The sequence below is a fragment of the Actinomycetota bacterium genome (assembly GCA_035536535.1).
Lineage (GTDB): Bacteria > Actinomycetota > JAICYB01 > JAICYB01 > JAICYB01 > DATLNZ01.
The window spans coordinates 16,884-34,248 of sequence record DATLNZ010000005.1; the positions used below are offsets into that span (position 1 = coordinate 16,884).

The following is a 17,365-nucleotide window of genomic DNA, read 5'->3' on the forward strand; positions in this document are numbered from 1 at the left end:
AGCCTTGTCCCTCTGACCTGAAGGGGAGGACATGGCCGACGAGACGCAGATCGACGCGCTGCTCACCGAGCAGCGGACCTTCGAGCCGCCGGCTGCCTTCCGCGACGCAGCGGTGGTGCGCTCGCCGGCCGTGTATGAGGCGGCCGAGGCCGGCTTCGAGGAGTTCTGGGCGGAGCAGGCGACCGAGGTCGTCACGTGGTTTGAGCCGTGGGACAAGGCCCTGGACTGGAAGCCGCCCTTCGCCAAGTGGTTCGTGGGAGCCCAGCTCAACGTGTCCTACAACTGCCTGGATCGGCACCTGGACGCCGGGTTCGGCAACAAGGTCGCCTACTTCTGGGAGGGCGAGCCCGGTGACACCAGGACGATCACCTACCGCGACCTGTACGAGGAGACCTGCCGCGTCGCCAACGCCCTGAAAGAGTTGGGGGTCGGCAAGGGCGACCGGGTCGCGATCTACATGGGGATGGTCCCGGAGCTGCCGGCGGTGATGCTGGCCTGCACGCGGATCGGCGCGCCCCACACGGTGGTGTTCGGGGGCTTCTCCGCCGAGGCGCTGTCAGGAAGGATCAACGACGCGAAGGCGTCGGTGCTGGTCACGGCCGACGGGGCGTGGCGGCGGGGCGAGACGGTCCCCCTGAAGCGCAACGCCGACGAGGCGCTGAAGGACACCCCGAGTATCCAAAAGGTCCTGGTGCTGAAGCGCACGGAGAACGACGTCGAGTTCACCGAAGGACGTGACGTCTGGTACCACGACATAGTCCCTAGGCAGGAACCGGCGTGCCCCCCCGAGCACGTGGATTCCGAGCACCCGCTGTACATCCTTTACACCTCCGGCACCACCGCGAAGCCAAAGGGGATCCTGCACACCACCGGCGGCTACCTCGTGGGAGTGGCGACGACGCACCGGTGGGTGTTCGACCTAAAGCCGAATGAGGACGTCTACTGGTGCGCAGCCGACATCGGCTGGGTCACCGGGCACAGCTACATCGTCTACGGCCCCCTGTGCAACGGCGCGACCTCAATCCTGTACGAGGGCGCGCCGGACTGGCCGGAGCGCGACCGGCTGTGGGCGATCGCCGACCGGTACAAGGCCACGATCCTGTACACGGCCCCCACCGCGATCCGGGCCTTCATGAAGTGGGGCACGAAGTACCCCGAGGCGCACGACCTGTCCTCGCTGCGGCTGCTGGGTTCGGTCGGTGAGCCGATCAACCCCGAAGCCTGGGTCTGGTACCACAAACACATCGGCGGGGGCCGGTGCCCCGTCGTGGACACCTGGTGGCAGACCGAGACGGGGGCGATCATGATCACTCCCCTGCCGGGGCTGACGAAGCTCAAGCCGGGGTCGGCCACCCACCCGTTCCCCGGGATCGAGGCCGACGTCGTCGACGGCGAGGGACGGTCGGTGCGGCTCGGCGGCGCCGGGTACCTGGTCCTGAAGCGTCCATGGCCGTCGATGCTGCGAACCATCTACGGCGATGACCAGCGCTATGTGGACACCTATTGGTCGAAGTTCAAGGGGATGTACTTCGCCGGTGACGGAGCCAAGCGCGATACAGAGGGCTACTTCTGGCTCCTGGGACGCGTGGACGACGTGATGAACGTCGCCGGACACCGCATCTCGACCTACGAGGTGGAGAGCGCCCTGGTGGACCACCCCTCAGTCGCTGAGGCCGCCGTGGTAGGACGCGTGGGAGACGACCGGGCCGAGCACATCGTTGCCTTCGTGACGCTGAAGTCCGATGCTCCGGGCGACGAAGGGATCCTGGCCGCCCTGCGGGAGCACGTGTCGGACAAGATCGGCAAGATCGCGCGTCCGGCGATGATCGTGCTGACCGACGACCTGCCGAAGACCAGGTCGGGAAAGATCATGCGGCGGCTGCTGCGCGACGTAGCCGAAGGCCGGCCACTCGGCGACGTCACGACGCTGGCCAACGAGACGGTCGTCGAGGAGATCAGGGAGAAGGCTTCGGCGCGGGCGGGGGCCGACGAGGACTAGTGGCGGCCCCCGCGATCGAAGTCGACGGACTTCACAAGCACTACAAGGACGTACGCGCGCTGGACGGCGTCTCGTTCGGGGTGGAGGCGGGCGAGATCTTCGGCCTGCTGGGGCACAACGGCGCCGGCAAGACCACGACGATCAGGATCCTCACCGGGCGGGCGCGTCCGACTCAAGGGCGGGCCCGCGTGGCGGGACACGACCCATGGACGGATCGGGCCCTGGTTCGCCCGCTGGTGAACGCGGTGTTCGAGGACCAGAACCTCTACGAGCGGCTGACCGGCAAGGAGAACCTGGCCGTGTTCGCCGACCTGTACGCGCAGCCGCGATCGCGGGTGGACGAGCTTCTGGAGCTGGTCGGGCTGACGGAGTCCGGGGGCCGGAAGGTGAAGTCCTATTCGACGGGCATGCGCCAGCGCCTCCTCGTGGCGCGCGCGCTGGTGAACCGTCCGAAGATCCTGTTCTGCGACGAGCCGACCAGGGCGCTTGACCCCGTCTCGGCGCGGGAGGTGCGCGACCTGCTGTCCCAGCTGGCCGCCGAGGGGACGACGGTGCTGCTTACCACCCACGACCTGGAGGACGCCGACACCCTTTGCAGACGGGTGGCCTTCATCAGCCAGGGCCGGATAGTCGCCTGCGACACGCCCCGGGACCTCAAGCTGCGATACGGGGAGCGGACCGCGACCGTGCTGCTCGAGGACCGCACCGAGCACGTCCTGGATTTGGCCGCCTCCGCGGACGCGCGGCGGCTGGGGACGTGGATGCGCGCGGGACAGGTGCTGTCCCTTCACTCCAACGAAGGCACCTTGGAGGACGTTTTCCTGGCTCTGGCGGGCAGGCCGCTGTGAACCCGCGGCGCGTGCTGGCCATCGCCCTCAAGGACCTCAAGGACGTCGTGCGCGACGTCCGGATCCTGCCGTTGATCCTGGCGACCCTCATCCCCGCCCTGCTGTTCCGGGCCGATCAGACGCCGGTGGCATCGGTCGCCTACGCGGCTGCCGACGAGACGAAGCTGCCCGACACGCTCAGGCAGGCTACCCGCGGAATCAAGCTGAAGTTCGTGAAGGCCGAGGATGCCTCGGAGGTGAAGTCGCTGGTCCGCCGGGACAAGGCGGTCGTGGGGTTTGCCACCGGCGCCGGCTTCGACGCCCAGCTCGCCGCCGGGCAGGCTCCCGAGCTGGTGATTGTCACGCGCGAGGACTCCGGTTTCCGGGCGTCGGCGCTCGTGACCGCCTTGGACGCCACGGTCCGCGCCCTGGCGGGGCAGCGGCCGGCGGCAACCATCCGTCCCGAGGTCATCCCGTCGAAGGAGACGGGCCCGGACCGCATCTTCCGTGAGCTGGGGGTCGAGACGTTCATGCGCGTGGCTTTCACGATCCTGCTCGTGCTCATGGTCGCCCTGAGCATCGTGCCAACCAGCGTCACGGAGGAGTCCGAGCGCAAGACCCTCGACGCCCTGCTGCTCGCGGCCGCCCGCCGGGAGGTGATCGCGGCCAAGGCGATGGTAGGTCTCGTCCTTACGGCGGTGGGAGTGCCGGTGCTGGCGGCGGTGTCGGGGCTGAAACCGGCACAACCTTTCGCCTATTTCGCCACGTGCGCCTTGTTGGCGGTCTCGATGGTGGGCGTCGGACTTCTAGTAGGCGGATTGATGAAGTCGCAGGCCGCTTTGAACGCATGGAGCCCCTTCCTCGTGCTGCCGTTGTCGGGGACGGCCTTCGCGGCGGCGTTCGACCTGCCGGCGCTGGTGCGGCCGGTCATCCAGGCGCTGCCCACCAGCCACGCGATGCGGCTTGCGTCCAACTTCGCCAGCGGCAAGCAGGTGTTCGGGGGCCAGGCACTCTCGCTGGCCGTGCTGGCGGTTTGGGCGGTCGGTGCGTACGTGGTGCTGGGCCTGCGCCTTCGGACCCGCGAGACTTAGAGCGGGGTGATCACGCAGAACAGCGTGTTCTCCATTTTCCGCTCCCTGGTCCGGACCGGGCGATCCGGCAGGACGGGCGGCATAAGCCTGGACGTCATGTCCACGCGGGGGCCGGTCAGCTTCGCGGCCGGGAGGGTGCCCTCCGAGACTCCGGTCACCGACAGGACTTCCATGCCGAGGAACTTGTCGTTGACGTAGATGCGGTCCCGGTACCAGTGGGCCGTGTAGGCCAGGCCGTCGTCCGGCATGTAGGAAGCAACCAGCTCGGGGAGCAGCGGGTTCGTGATGTCGTGAACCGTGGTGCCTCCGGTGAACCAGGAGGAGACGACCAGGTTCGTTCCCGGCACGAAGTTGTAGTTGTGCGCCGTGCACCAAGTGCCGACGTACTCCACGTAGTTGCCGACTCCCGAGCGGGTGGCCGGCGGGGCGATCCGGCCCGCCAGGACCGGAGCCTCCGGCACCCGGATGTCGTAGATCCACAGGGACCCATACAAGCTGGTGCCGGTCGTGCAGTCGTGGATGCCGAAGGCCTCATCGTTGACGACCAGTTTGTCTCCCGATGGGCTGACGACCGCGTTGTGGGGGAACTGGATGGCCGGGTTCATGATCCGCCCGATCGTGACTGGGTTCACCGGGTTGCTGACGTCCCAGGTCTGGATCTCGCCGGCGCCCGCACAGAACGCCAGCTGGCGCTGCTGCGTGAGGTGGAACGACATGTCGTGGCAGCCTGTGACGCTCGGCAGGAATCTCGACGCAACGAACGGCCGCGACGGATCCGAGACGTCCACCACCGTCTGCCACCCGTTGTCGTTGGCGAGCCCGCCCGGGGAGACGTAGATGAAGTCCCCCGTTGGGTGCACGGTCAGGGTGTGGGCGCTGGGGATCGCGAGCTGGGAGATGACCCGGGGCTGCCGCGGGTTGCTGACGTCAGCCAGGTAGATCCCGTTGCCGCCCCTGGCCGCGAAGTTGCAGCGGCTGCGGTGGTGCGAGATGGCCAGCAGGCCCGGCCTGACCACCATGACGTCGTTGTCGTTGCCGGGGCACGACAGCTCCCCGACCTTCGTGAACTCCCCGTCGGAGACGTCGAAGATCAGAACGCCGCCCTGGTTGTCGTACCCTCGTTCGTCCCTGTAGATCCGGCCGTTGATGTACCCGGCATAGACATAGTCGCCATCGAAGGTGATCTCGGAGCCACCCACGTACGGGTACGACGCCGTGCGGGTCACGTTGGGGGTCTTGACCGGCTCGGCGGCACCGGCCGACATCTGACCGGCCGCAGCTAGCACCGCGACCAGAGCCGCTGCGGCCCTGGCTGCCGCCGTCCGCGTGCGCCTCACAGAGGCGTGATCACGCAGAACAGCGTGTTCTCCATCTTCCGCTCCTTCGTCCGGACCGGGCGGTCCGGCAGGACGGGCGGCATCAGCCGGGACGTCATATCCACGCGGGGGCCGGTCAGCTTGGCCGCCGGCAGCGTCCCCTCCGACACCCCGTCGATCGACAGGACCTCCATGCCGCGAAGCATGTCGTTGACGTAGACCCTGTCCTTGTTCCAGTGGGCGGTGTAGGCAATGCCGTCGTCCGGCTTGTAGGAGGCCACGAGCACCGGCAGCAGCGGGTCGGTGATGTCGTGGACGGTGGTGCCGCCGGTGAACCAGCCTGTAACGACCAGGTTCGTACCCGGGACGAAGTTGTAGTTGTGGGCCGAGCACCAGGACTCGGTCCAGCCGCCGTACCAGGGCAGGTCCGACCGGCTCGTGGATGGGGCGATCCTTCCAGCGAGGACCGGAGCCTCGGGGATCCTGATGTCGTAGATCCACAGGGAGCCAAACAGGCTCGTGCCCGTCTTGCACTCGTGGACCCCGAAGGCCTCGTCGTCCACGACGAGCTTGTCGCCGGACGGGCTGACGACCGCATTGTGGGGGAACTGGATTGCGGGGTTGACCGTGTGCCCGATCGTCACGGGCGCGATCGGGTTGCTCACGTCCCAGGTCTGGATCTCGCCGGCTCCCGCGCAGAACGCAAGCTGCCGGTCACCGGTCGTGAGGAAAGACATGTCGTGGCAGCCGGCCTGGTTGGGCTTGAACCGCGCCACCTGTCTCGGGTTCGCCGGGTCCCGGACGTCAACGATGGACTGGTATCCCGCGTCGGTGGCCAGGCCGCCGGGCGAGACGTAGACGTAGTCCCCGGACGGATGCGCGGTCAGGGTGTGGGCGCTGTAGGTCTCCGTGCCCCCAACGACCCGGGGGTTTGCCGGGTCGGAGACGTCCACGAGGTAGATCCCGTCGTGGGCGGTCGCCGGGTTGCACCGCGTCGCGTGGTGGGAGATCGCCAGGAGGCCGGGGCGGACCAGCGCCACGTCGTTGTCGGTTCCGGGACAGTAAAGCTGTCCCGCGAGCCGGAAGTCGCCCCCGGACGTGTCAAAGATGAAGACGCCGCCCTGGTCGGGCACTTCCCCCCGGTGCGTACGGCCGTTGGTCTGTCCGGCGTAGACGAAGTCGCCGTCGAAGGCGATCTCACCGCCGCCCCAGTAGGGCTTGTGCGCGGTGCGGGTGACGTTCGGAGTCTTCTCGGGCTCCCCGGCGTAGGCGGGAACGTTGCCGGCAAGCATGAGCACGGCAAGCGCTGCCGCAACGCCCCCCAGGCGCGCGTCATCCCACCGGCTTCGGGTCATCGTGTATGGGTTCTCCCCGAAGCCTCCAGTTCCTTCCTCGAAGAGCCGGCTCGCCCGACCGGACCGCCCCCGGGGATTGGCACAACCGAGCTCCGATGCCCGACAGTCCAGGCGAGGAACAGATCCCTAGTCACCGCGGGGGTGTAAATGAAGCGCAGGGAGAAGCTCGTTGCCGCACCGCTGGAAGGCTACGAGCCGGAGGTGGGAGCGGCCCTCTGGAGGCTTGACGAGGGTCGCGAAAGAACCCTGCGCGTCCTGGAGGACCTGCCTGAGGGCTGCCTCGACGCGGAATCAGGGGGCAACACCATCGGGACCGTTCTGTACCACGTCGCCTTGATCGAGGCGGACTGGCTGTTCGTGGACATCCTCGAGCAGGCCATCCCGCCGGAGCTGCAACGCGTGCTCCCGGCAGACGACCGCGATCACCAGGGAGTCCTGACTGCGGTCCGCGGCGAGTCCATCGATCAGCTCCTGTCGCGTCTGGACCTGGTCCGCGGGACGCTGCGGACGCGCCTGCGCGGGATGACGCAGGACGACTTCCACCGACCGCGGGCGTGCCCGAACTACGACGTGTCACCGGCGTGGGTATTGCACCACCTGGCCCAGCACGAAGCCGAGCACCGCGGCGAGATCGGGTCCATCATCTCGCGGGTCGCCCAGGCGACGTCCCGGGAGGTCGTTCGGTCGGAGGGGTTCTCCCTGGACGAGATGGTGGCTGCGGTCCGGCGGGCGTCGGGTCAGTTCGTCGGGCTGGTGCGGTCGCTCACCCCCGAGGAGGGACAACTGCCGGTACCGGCGATGGACTGGAGCGTGTCGCAAACGGCTTCGCACCTCATCGGCATCGTCATGCGCGGCACAGGCGACCGGCGCCGCGCTGCCTCCGTCGAGGCTCTCGGGCAACTGAATCGTCAGCAGATCGACGAGCTCGCCATGAGCGACCCGGCAGAGATCGCCGACCGGCTCGAGGCGCGGCTGGAGACGCAGCTGGGCCTGCTGTCAAAGGCGACCGGGGACGAGGCCTTCGAGCTGCACGCCGGCCTGGTCACCGACGTCCGGACGGCGCTGTCCTACGAGCTGTGCGACTTTCTGCTCCACGGCTTGGACATCGCTCGCGCGACCGGACGCCCCTGGACGATCGACCCGGCCGACGCGGCCCTGGACCTGCGGGCGCTGCTGCCCGCGCTTGAGCCTTGGGTCCGTCCGGAGGTCCACTCGGGCAAGGCTCAGGAAGCGGAGTTCTCGTTCCCGGGCCCGGACCGCGCGATCTGCATCGAGGTCGGTGGGGGCCTGTACCGGGTGACGACGAAGCCCGCGGACGGCTCGGCCCCCGAGGTCGATCCCGTCGAGCTGCTCTTGGCCGTGTCGAAGCGCGGGAAGGGGTCGGACCCAACCGTCGCCGCGATCGCCTCCTGGTACAAGCCGACTTGAACGCGCTTCAGGCCTCCGGGGGGCCCGGCGCCTCGTGGAGTTCGACCATGCGGCCGTCGGGGTCGGTGAGGTAGGCGCTGCGACCCCAGTCGTAGTCCTGGGGTCCCACGACCTCCACTCCCGCCTCCCGCATGCGCGCGCATGCAGCCTCCAGGTCCTCCACCGCGAAGGCGACGTGGTCGCGCGAACCGGGGTCCAGTGGGTCGGAGGGGTCCGGTTCGTAGGCTTCGTGGACAAGCAGCTTCACGTCCCCGACCTGGAACTCCGTGTGCCCGGGCCCGGCGCTGACCGGGGAGACCTGCAGCAGGCGCTCGTAGAACCCGGCCGCGGCGACGACGTCCGAGGAGAACCTGGCCACCTCCGTCACCCGCGGGCCGTCAGGCGCCGCAGGCACGTCCGGCCTGTTCCTGCTCGCGGGCGTGGTAGGACGACCGAACCAGCGGTCCGGACTCGACGTGAGCGAACCCCAGCCCCCGGGCGAACTCCCCCAGCTCGGCGAACTCGTCCGGGTCCACGTAGCGGTCCACCTGGGGGTGCGCCCGCGAGGGGGACAGGTACTGCCCCATCGTCACCAGGTCCACCTGCGCGTCGCGCAGCTCCACCAGCGAGTCCCGGACCTCGCCGATGGTCTCGCCCATCCCGAGGATCATTCCGGCCTTGGTGACCTGCTGGGGGCGGAAGATCTTGGCCAGGCGCAGGACCTCGAGCGACCTGTCGTAGTCAAACCCCTTGCGGACCGTCCGGTGCAGGCGTCGGACCGTCTCAAGATTGTGCGCGAACACGTCCGGCTCGGCCTCCACGACGGCGCGGACGGCGTGCGGCATGGCGCGGAAGTCGGGGGTCAGGACCTCGACGCCGCAGGCTGGGTTGTGCCGCCGGATGGCCCGGATCGTCTCGGCCCAGATGGACGCCCCTCCGTCTAGACGGATGTCATCGCGGGCGACGCCGGTCACGACCGCGTACTTCAGCCCCACGGCGGCAACCGCCTTGGCAACACGCTCGGGCTCCTGCTCGTCGAGCTCGGGGGGGCGGCCGGTGATGATGTCGCAGAACGTGCATCGCCGGGTGCAGACGTTGCCAAGGATCAGGAAGGTCGCCGTCCGCTGCTCCCAGCACTCGTAGATGTTGGGGCAGGGTCCGGACTCCTCGCAGACGGTGTGCAGGCCGTGCTCGCGCATAAGGCGCTTGAGATCCAGGTAGTTGGGCCCGGTGCGGACCTTGACCTTCAGCCACTCCGGCTTGGGCTGGGGGCCGAGGGCACGTCCCTCGCGCAGGCGGGCCCGGGTGCCGGACATCCTGCCGGCGCCGGACGCGCACCCCATGCCGCCGCGGGGCGCATCGGTGGCGGGAGCACCGGCCGAGGAAACGTCGAGCGGCCGTCTCAAGCGCGCACCTGGAGAGCGGGCCTGGTCAAGCGGATACCTCCAGAGCCGAGCGTGGACGGAGCTGGTACACGAAGACGTCTGCGAACGAAGCGGCCACCGCGTCTCCGACCGCGTTCGCATCCGGTGCGGCCCCCGTCAGCTCCTGAATCGACGTCACCCCGCGGTCGGTGATCCCGCAGGGGACGATCCCGCCGAAGTAAGAGAGGTCGGTGGACACGTTGAGCGCGTAGCCGTGCTTTGTGACGCCGCGGCTGACCTTCACGCCGATCGCGCCGATCTTCCGGGTGCCGATCCAGACCCCCGACCTGCCCTGCACCCGCTCGCCGGTGACACCGAACCCGGCCAGGGCATCGATCAGCACCGCCTCCAGGTCACGGACGTAGCGCTCCAGGTCGGGCGTCGGGCCGAGGTGGACGATCGGGTAGCCGACCAGCTGTCCGGGGCCGTGGTAGGTGACCATGCCGCCGCGGTCCGCCTCGTGGACCTCCACTCCCCGCTCCGCGAGCGTCGCCTCGTCCCACAGGACGTCGCCTCGCGTGCCCCGGCGTCCGATCGTGAACACGCTGGAGTGCTCCAGCTGCAGCAGCGTGTCCGCAGCCTCGTCTCGCTGGCGCGATTCGTGGAGGCGCGATTGGAGGCCGAGGGCGTCTGCGTAGGGGACGGTCCCGAGCCAGACGGCGTCGAGGCTGCGCACTACGGCTGCACCACCTCGCGCGCGAAGTCCCACGTCTCGAGGTTCTCCTTCAGACGGGCCAGGAACCTCATCGCGTCGGAGCCGTCCAGCAGGCGGTGGTCCCAGGACATCGACAAAAACGTCCGGTGGCGAATCGCGATCATCCCGTCCACCACGGCCACGCGCTGCTCCACGGCCTCCGTGGACAGGATCGCCACGTTGGGCTGGTTGATCACGGGCACCGACAGGTAGGACCCGAACGGCCCGGGGTTGGTGATCGTGAACGTGGATCCCCCCACGTCGTCGGGGGCCAGGGACTTGTTGCGCGCCTTGTTCGCGATGTCGGCGATAGCCCTGGAGATCCCGACCACCGTCATCGTCTCGGCCCCCTTGACCACAGGGACGATCAGCCCGTAGTCGGTGGCCACCGCGACGCCGACGTTCACGTAGTGGTGCAGCGTCGCCTCGGTAAGGTCGGCGCTGACGCTCGCGTTGACCATCGGGACGTGTGCCAGCGCGTCCACGCAGGCCCGGACGATAAACGGCAGGTACGTCAGGGACATCCCCTCGCGCTTTTTGAACTCCGGGTTCACCTGGGCACGCAGCCGGGCGATGTTCTCCATGTCCACCTCGACGGCGTTCCAGGCGCGCGCCGATGTCTGCAGCGACTTGACCATGTGCTCGGCGATCCGCTTGCGGATGTGCGTGAGCGGCTGCACCTCGTCGCGCTCGCCGGCGGCCTGCCGGACCGCGGGCGGCGACTGCTGTCCGGGGCGTCCCGGTTGGGCCGCGGGCGCCTGGGGCGCAGCCGGCGGCGCCGCGGGGGCCGAGCCGCGTCCGTCCGCGTGGTCGATGACGTCCTGCTTGGTGATGCGGCCTCCGGGTCCGGACCCCCGGACCTGGGACAGGTCCACGTCGTGCTCGCGCGCCAGTCGCCGGACGAGCGGTGACAGCTGCCCGCCCGGACGGCCCTCGCCGCTCCTGGTGGGGGGACCGCCGCGCGAAGGCGAGCTGACAGCCGGGGCCCGGGGCGGGTTCGACCCGGGCGACTCCGGGTGGGGCTCGCCGCTGGGGTCGGTGTCCGTGGACTCCGACTGCTCGACGGGGTCGGATCCCGCTCCCGTGGACTGTGCGGCGGGGACCCCGGACGGCGCAGCGGCCTTCTGCCCGTCGCCACTGGCGGCCACCTCGCGATCCGTTCCGCCCGGCGAGGCCTGCGCGGCCTCAGAGCCGCCTTCGCTGGACTCCGAGCCCGCCTCCTCGCTGGTGGTGGTACCGGCCTCGGCACCACCGGCGGCCTCACCGCCTTCGTCCACCTCGCAGATGGTGGTTCCCACCTCCACGGAGGCCCCCTCCTCGACGAGGATCTTGGTAAGGACGCCGGCCACGGGCGACGGAATTTCTGTGTCCACCTTGTCGGTGGACACCTCGACCAGCGCGTCGTCTGCGTCAACCTTGTCGCCTTCGGACTTGAGCCACTTCAGGATCGTGCCCTCGACGACGGACTCTCCCATCTGGGGCATACGGACCGCAGTCGCCATTTGCCAAAACCCCCTTAGCCGTGCAGCGGACGTCCAATGGCGGCCAGCGCGGCTTCGCCGACCACCTCCGAAAGAGTCGGGTGCGGGTGGACCAGCCCGGCCAGCTCCGACGGGTAGGCCTCCCACCCGACGGCGAGCAGGATCTCGGACAAAAGCTCGGTGACGCGCGGGCCGATGATGTGCAGGCCCACGATGCGCCCGCCCTTCTCGGCCACGATCTTGGCGAACCCTCGCGGCTGGTGAAGGATCTGCGCCTTCGCGATGCCGGTGAAACCGTGCTTGTGCACCTCCACGTCCATCCCCCGCTCCCGCGCCGCCTCCTCCGTGAGGCCGACGGAGGCGATCTCGGGGTTGCAGTAGGTGGCGTGGGGGACGTCCCGGTCGTAGTCGAGCATCACGGGGGTGCCGCCGGCGATTCGCTCGGCGACGGAGAACCCCTGCGCAAAGGCGACGTGGGCGAATTGCGGCGACATGGCCACGGCGTCGCCGACCGCCCACACCCCGTCACCGGCGAGGTAGGTGTCGTCGGTGAGGATGTAGCCGCGCTCGGACTTGATCCCCCATGAATCGAGGTCCAGGCCGTCGGTGGACGGTCCCCGGCCTACGGCGACCAGGACCTGCTCCACGTCCACGCTGGCGGTCTTGTCCCCCTTGCTGAAGGTGACCTTCAGCAGGTCCTTGGAGCGGTCGATGTCCTGGACCTTGGCTCCAGCATGGACGGCGATCCCGCGCTTGCCGAACGACGCCGTCAGCTCCTTGGACACGTCCGCATCCTCAAGCGGGACGATGCGGGGCAGCGCCTCGATGACGGTGACGTCCACACCGAAGGAGCGGTAGACGGACGCGAACTCCACGCCGACCGCGCCGGCGCCGATGATCGCGATGCTGCGGGGCAGCGTCTCGCGAGTCAGGGCGTGGTCGGAGGTGATGACACGCTCGCCATCCGGCTCCATGCCCGGGAAGTACCTGGCGTAGGAGCCGACGGCCAGGATCACTTGTCGGCCCGTGACGTCCTTGTCGCCGGCCTTGATCGTCCCCCGGGGGCCGAGCTTGCCGTCCGCGTTGACGAGGTCGATCTTGCGCGCCTTGATCAGCGACGACAGTCCGGAGTGGAGCTTTTTGATGGGCTCGGACTTGGACTTCTGAACCGCCGCCCAGTCGAACTCGGGCTCGTTGACCGTGATCCCGTAGGTCTTGGCGTCGCGGATCGTGTCCAGCACCTCGGCCGCATGCAGGAGACCCTTGGTGGGGATGCATCCCCGGTGCAGGCAGGTCCCGCCGACCTTGTCCCGCTCCACGATCGCCACCTTCTGGCCCAGCAGGGCCGCGCGCAGAGCCGCGGCGTAGCCACCGGGACCCCCACCGAGGACGACGACGTCGTAAGACCCGTTGCTCATCGGCTCAGCTCTCCTTGGTCGGCGAGAGATCAGTCTATGGCCGCCGGGGGGGCCTGCTTCAGCCACAGGGACACGTGCGCAGGCTGGACCGTCTCGCTCGTCGCCCGGACCAGCTCCCGGGTGAGGGTGTCCAGGTCGATCTGGTCGCGCAGCCGGGAGCCGAAAGCCTCGATCGTCCGGGTGGCGTCGTAGGTCCGGCGGTAGAAGCGCCGGTTGACGAAAGCGCGGATCCGAGACAGGGCGGGGCGGAACATCGCCGCCACCGCCAGGGTGGACCCGGCCACCGCGAGATCAGACCTGCCGGTGAACGGAGCCGTCAGACGCTGAAGCAGGATCACGGCCCCGGCATAGAACCCCGCCATCGAGAGGGTCAGGATCGTGTAGACGACCGCGCGGTTGATCACCCGGTCGATGTCGTACAGCCGGTAGCGCAGGATCGCGAAGCCCACCGCCACCGGGATCCCTGCAAACGAGATCGTGACGAGGTCCTGGGCGACCTGCATGAACACCGGAGTGGGCCCCTCCCCCATGAGCATCGCGCCCGTTCCGGCGAAACCGAACAGCACCGCGACGAAAACCGCCGCCGTCGCCACCCACTTGAGCTGCTGGCGCTGCTCCGAAGGCGCACGGCGGTAGCGGACGACCAGGGAAGCCATCGAAGCGATGAACGTGACCGGCATGAGCAGCGCAAGAACGCCCAGTACGGGCATCAGCGGCCGGATCGCGTCGATCGCGTATGGGTTCTCGATCGCCACGTCGGCCAGGGTGCCGGGCGTGAGCGCCTCCGTTAGGGACATAGTCAGGATGGAGAACGCGGGAACCCACCCGAACCAGCGCCAGCGGTGCGACGGAAGCCTGCCATCGGGGAACAGCAGGACGAGATAGGACCCGATCAGCCCCGTCCACAAGGCCCAAAGCCAGTTCGAGAGCCACGCCGCCGTGACGGCGCCGGGCAAGGCTCCTCGCTTCACGTCGAAGCCGTACACCGCCCACGCCGTGGCCGCGAGGTTGACGCCGATCGACAGGCCGATGAGCAGACAGATCCACCCGATGGCGTTCGACGGCTTCCGGGTGGCGACGAGCAGCCCGACCACCGGAAAGGCCACGAAGGCCAGGAGCCATACGAACTCGGCCCTGCCCGTCCCCCACTCCGATGTGGTCTGGCGCGAGCCGACCGACACCATGACGACGACCGTCGCAGCGTAGGTGGCCAGGGTGGCCGCCGCCGTGGCCCAGGCCACCGCGGCCTTCCATCCACCTCGTGTGCTCGCGGCCCGCATGACGTGCCATTCTTACCCTTCGGCCCCCGACTCGGTTCTCTCACGGAGGTTGTCCGGTGACGGAAGTACGAACGAACGGCGCCACGGACGCGGAGGTGCGCGTGGAGCGGGACACGATGGGCGAGGTACAGGTCCCGGCATGGGCGCTGTGGGGAGCCTCCACACAACGCGCGGTGGACAACTTCCCCGTCTCCGGGATCCGTTTTTCGCGGCCGTTCATCCGCGCGCTGGGGCTGGTGAAGCAGGCTTCGGCTGAAGTCAACGCCGGCCTCGGCCACCTGGACGCCGAAATCTCACGGCTGATCTCCGCGGCGGCCGGACAGGTGGCGGACGGCGGGTGCGACGTCCACTTCCCTCTGGACGTCTTCCAGACCGGCTCCGGCACCTCCACCAACACCAACGCCAACGAGGTCATCGCCAACATCGCCAACCGGCAGGCGGGGTCGCCGCTGGGGACCAAGACGCCCGTGCACCCCAACGACCACGTGAACTTCGGGCAGTCGTCCAACGACGTGATCCCCACCTGCATCCACATTTCTGCGCTGGATGTGATCGACCGCGAGCTGCTGCCCTCGCTCGGGCGCCTGCAGGCGTCGCTGGAGGCCAAGGCGGCCGCGTTCGACGACGTCGTCAAGACGGGCCGGACCCACCTCATGGACGCGACCCCGGTCACGCTCGGACAGGAGTTCTCCGGCTACGCCAGGGCCATCGAGCTGGGCATCGACAGGGTGAGGACGGCGATACCGAGGCTGGGCGAGCTTGCTCTGGGCGGAACCGCGGTCGGCACCGGCATCAACACCGACCCCGACTTCGCCAAACGCGTGATCTCGCTGCTCGCGGAACGGACGGGGCTGGACCTGCGGGAGGCGACCAACCATTTCGAGGCCCAGGGGGCCCAGGACGCTTGCGTGGAGATGTCCGGCGCGCTGAAGACGGTCGCCGTTTCGCTGACCAAGATCGCCAACGACCTGCGCTGGATGAATTCCGGTCCGAAGGCGGGGCTGTCCGAGATCCGGCTCCCGGACCTGCAGCCCGGCTCGTCGATCATGCCGGGAAAGGTGAACCCGGTCATCTGCGAAGTAGTCGTCCAGGTCGCGGCGCAGGTCGTCGGAAACGACGCCGCGATCACGTTCGCCGGGTCGATGGGCAACTTCGAACTCATCGTCATGCTGCCCGTGATCGGCCACAACCTCCTCCAGCAGGCGAGCCTGCTGTCGTCGTCGTCCCGGCTGCTTGCGGACAAGTGCGTGGACGGGATCGAGGCCGACGCCGCGCGGTGCCGTTCGACCGTCGAGTCCACGGACATCCTCGTCACCTCACTGAACGCCGTAATCGGCTACGACCGCGCAGCGGCGATACTGAAGACCGCCCGCGCCACCGGCCGCACGATCCGCGAGGTCGCCTTGGACGAGCGGGTGCTGCCGCCGGAGGAACTCGACCGCGTGCTGGACATCTCGAGGATGACCCGAGGGGGCATCCCGGACAGGTAGGAGGACAGGTGCTTACGACCGTTCAGGACAACCTCACCCGCGAAGAGGCCGTGGCCAGGGCCGCGATCATCTCCGGCTGCGTGTACGACATCGCCCTGGACGTCACCGGCGGAGACGAGGTCTTCGAGTCCACCACCACAGTCCGTTTCGACTGCTCGGAACCCGGGGCGTCCACGTTCATCGATCTCACCGCTCCCTCGGTCGAGTCGATCGAGCTCAACGGGCAGCAGGTCCCGCTCGAGGCTTTCGAGGGCCACCGCATCAGGCTTGACGACCTGCAGGCGTCCAACACGCTGAGGGTCACGGCCACCTGCTCCTACCGCCACACCGGCACGGGGCTGCACCACTTCCGCGACCCGGTGGACAAAGAGGTGTACCTGCACACCCAGTTCGAGCCCTTCGACGCCCACGCCGTGTACGCGTGCTTCGACCAGCCTGACATCAAGGGAACCTTCGCCTTCACGGTCACTGCGCCCGAAGGCTGGGAGGTCGTGTCGAACATGGCTCCCACGTCGGCTCCCGGCTCGGGAGGCGGCCGGTGGGCGTTTCCCCCCACTCCCGTTATGTCGACCTACATCACGGCGATCGTCGCCGGACCCTTCCACGTGGTCCGGGACCGCCACCGCAACATCGATCTCGGCTTGTTCTGCCGTAAATCGCTGGCCCAGTACCTGGACCCCGAGGAGATCTTCGAGGTCACCAAGCAGGGCTTCGACTGGTTTGAGAAGGCGTTCGACTATCCCTACCCCTTCGGCAAGTACGACCAGCTGTTCGTCCCCGAGTTCAAGTTCGGGGCGATGGAGAACGCCGGATGCGTCACTTTCGTGGAGGCCTACGTCTTCCGGTCGCGGGTCACGGACGCCGCCCGGGAGTCAAGGGCGAGCACGATCCTGCACGAGATGGCGCACATGTGGTTCGGCGACCTGGTGACGATGCGCTGGTGGGACGACCTGTGGCTCAACGAGAGCTTCGCCACGTTCATGGGCAACCTGTGCATGAGCCGCGCGACGAGGTTCACCAACGTCTGGGCCACCTTCGCCTCGGGGACCAAGACGGGCGCCTACCGCCAGGACCAGCTGCCCTCCACGCATCCGATCGTCGCCGACATCCCCGACATCCACGCCACCCACCTGAACTTCGACGCGATCACCTACAACAAGGGCGCGTCGGTGCTGAAGCAGCTCGTGGCGTGGGCGGGCGAGGGCGCGTTCCTGGACGGGCTCAAGGAGTACTTCCGCCGCCACGAATGGGGCAACACCGACCTGTCCGACTTCCTGGCCCCCATTGCGGCCAAGTCCGGACGCGATCTGCAGGCCTGGTCGGCCGAGTGGCTCGAGACCGCCGGCGTCAACACTCTGCGGCTGTCCATCGAGACGGAGGGGTCCGTCCTGCGGTCGGTTCAGGTGCTTCAGGAGGCTCCGGAGTCGCACCCGCACCTGAGGCCGCACCGGATGGCCATCGGCCTGTACGACGCGTCCGACGACGGGCTCGTGCTGCGCAGGCGGGTGGAGCTGGACGTGGACGGCGACCGGACCGCTGTCCCGGAGCTGGACGGAGAGAAGGTCCCGGACCTTCTGCTTCCC

General features: G+C 68.6%; 14 protein-coding genes. 6 read left to right on the forward strand and 8 right to left on the reverse strand.

The features are described from left to right. Nucleotides 1-31: 31 nt before the first annotated feature. The 3 genes from acs to VNE62_00335 are packed head-to-tail and all read left to right on the forward strand — an operon-like array spanning nucleotide 32 to nucleotide 3,917. Nucleotides 32-1,999 (forward strand): acetate--CoA ligase, encoded by a 1,968-nt coding sequence (acs, locus tag VNE62_00325; protein HVE90735.1) that lies wholly within the window; start codon nucleotides 32-34, stop codon nucleotides 1,997-1,999. Then, nucleotides 1,999-2,847 carry an ABC transporter ATP-binding protein gene (locus VNE62_00330; protein ID HVE90736.1) on the forward strand — a complete coding sequence of 283 codons (849 nt, stop codon included), beginning with the start codon at nucleotides 1,999-2,001 and terminating at the stop codon, nucleotides 2,845-2,847. The genes acs and VNE62_00330 overlap by 1 nt, the downstream gene beginning before the upstream one ends. Beyond that, nucleotides 2,844-3,917 carry an ABC transporter permease gene (locus tag VNE62_00335; GenBank protein HVE90737.1) on the forward strand — a complete coding sequence of 358 codons (1,074 nt, stop codon included), beginning with the start codon at nucleotides 2,844-2,846 and terminating at the stop codon, nucleotides 3,915-3,917. Before VNE62_00330 ends, VNE62_00335 begins: the two co-directional genes overlap by 4 nt. Here the strand turns inward: VNE62_00335 and VNE62_00340 are convergent. Continuing rightward, entirely contained in the window at nucleotides 3,914-5,254 is a 1,341-nt protein-coding gene (locus VNE62_00340) for a hypothetical protein (GenBank protein ID HVE90738.1), read from the reverse strand. The two genes, VNE62_00335 and VNE62_00340, sit on opposite strands and share 4 nt — an antisense overlap. Then, nucleotides 5,251-6,588, reverse strand: a complete 1,338-nt coding sequence (locus VNE62_00345; GenBank protein ID HVE90739.1) for a hypothetical protein — start codon at nucleotides 6,586-6,588, stop codon at nucleotides 5,251-5,253. The genes VNE62_00340 and VNE62_00345 overlap by 4 nt, the downstream gene beginning before the upstream one ends. Before the next feature lie 147 nt (nucleotides 6,589-6,735). Here VNE62_00345 and VNE62_00350 point away from each other — a divergent pair, with 147 nt between their 5' ends. Then, nucleotides 6,736-8,016 carry a DinB family protein gene (locus tag VNE62_00350; protein HVE90740.1) on the forward strand — a complete coding sequence of 427 codons (1,281 nt, stop codon included), beginning with the start codon at nucleotides 6,736-6,738 and terminating at the stop codon, nucleotides 8,014-8,016. Nucleotides 8,017-8,023: 7 nt separating this feature from the next. Here VNE62_00350 and VNE62_00355 read toward each other — a convergent pair whose 3' ends face one another. Genes VNE62_00355 through VNE62_00380 form a run of 6 tightly spaced genes read right to left on the reverse strand, consistent with a single transcriptional unit; the run spans nucleotide 8,024 to nucleotide 14,253 of the window. After that, nucleotides 8,024-8,410 carry a VOC family protein gene (locus VNE62_00355; GenBank protein ID HVE90741.1) on the reverse strand — a complete coding sequence of 129 codons (387 nt, stop codon included), beginning with the start codon at nucleotides 8,408-8,410 and terminating at the stop codon, nucleotides 8,024-8,026. Further along, entirely contained in the window at nucleotides 8,394-9,401 is a 1,008-nt protein-coding gene (lipA, locus tag VNE62_00360) for a lipoyl synthase (protein ID HVE90742.1), read from the reverse strand. Before lipA ends, VNE62_00355 begins: the two co-directional genes overlap by 17 nt. Nucleotides 9,402-9,426: 25 nt before the next feature. Then, a complete protein-coding gene (lipB, locus tag VNE62_00365; GenBank protein ID HVE90743.1) occupies nucleotides 9,427-10,095 on the reverse strand; it encodes a lipoyl(octanoyl) transferase LipB in 669 nt (222 codons plus the stop codon). Further along, nucleotides 10,095-11,615: a dihydrolipoamide acetyltransferase family protein gene (locus VNE62_00370; protein ID HVE90744.1), complete on the reverse strand. Its 1,521-nt coding sequence runs from the start codon at nucleotides 11,613-11,615 to the stop codon at nucleotides 10,095-10,097. Before VNE62_00370 ends, lipB begins: the two co-directional genes overlap by 1 nt. Nucleotides 11,616-11,629: 14 nt before the next feature. Continuing rightward, nucleotides 11,630-13,012: a dihydrolipoyl dehydrogenase gene (lpdA, locus tag VNE62_00375; protein HVE90745.1), complete on the reverse strand. Its 1,383-nt coding sequence runs from the start codon at nucleotides 13,010-13,012 to the stop codon at nucleotides 11,630-11,632. 29 nt (nucleotides 13,013-13,041) lie between these two features. Then, complete coding sequence (locus tag VNE62_00380; protein ID HVE90746.1) at nucleotides 13,042-14,253, reverse strand: hypothetical protein; 1,212 nt, start codon at nucleotides 14,251-14,253, stop codon at nucleotides 13,042-13,044. A gap of 95 nt (nucleotides 14,254-14,348) precedes the next feature. On the opposite strand from VNE62_00380, the gene VNE62_00385 reads away from it, so the two are divergent. Beyond that, nucleotides 14,349-15,782: a class II fumarate hydratase gene (locus VNE62_00385; GenBank protein ID HVE90747.1), complete on the forward strand. Its 1,434-nt coding sequence runs from the start codon at nucleotides 14,349-14,351 to the stop codon at nucleotides 15,780-15,782. A gap of 8 nt (nucleotides 15,783-15,790) precedes the next feature. Then, nucleotides 15,791-17,365, forward strand: a 1,575-nt coding sequence (gene pepN, locus VNE62_00390; protein ID HVE90748.1) for an aminopeptidase N, incomplete at its 3' end; no start/stop codon positions are given.

What these genes read in the sequence shown, in the direction of transcription:
- acs (HVE90735.1), top strand. Translation starts at nt 32, where the DNA reads ATGGCCGACGAGACGCAGATCGACGCGCTGCTCACCGAGCAGCGGACC.
- VNE62_00345 (HVE90739.1), bottom strand. Translation starts at nt 6,588, where the DNA reads ATGACCCGAAGCCGGTGGGATGACGCGCGCCTGGGGGGCGTTGCGGCA.
- VNE62_00350 (HVE90740.1), top strand. Translation starts at nt 6,736, where the DNA reads ATGAAGCGCAGGGAGAAGCTCGTTGCCGCACCGCTGGAAGGCTACGAG.
- VNE62_00370 (HVE90744.1), bottom strand. Translation starts at nt 11,615, where the DNA reads ATGGCGACTGCGGTCCGTATGCCCCAGATGGGAGAGTCCGTCGTCGAG.
- lpdA (HVE90745.1), bottom strand. Translation starts at nt 13,012, where the DNA reads ATGAGCAACGGGTCTTACGACGTCGTCGTCCTCGGTGGGGGTCCCGGT.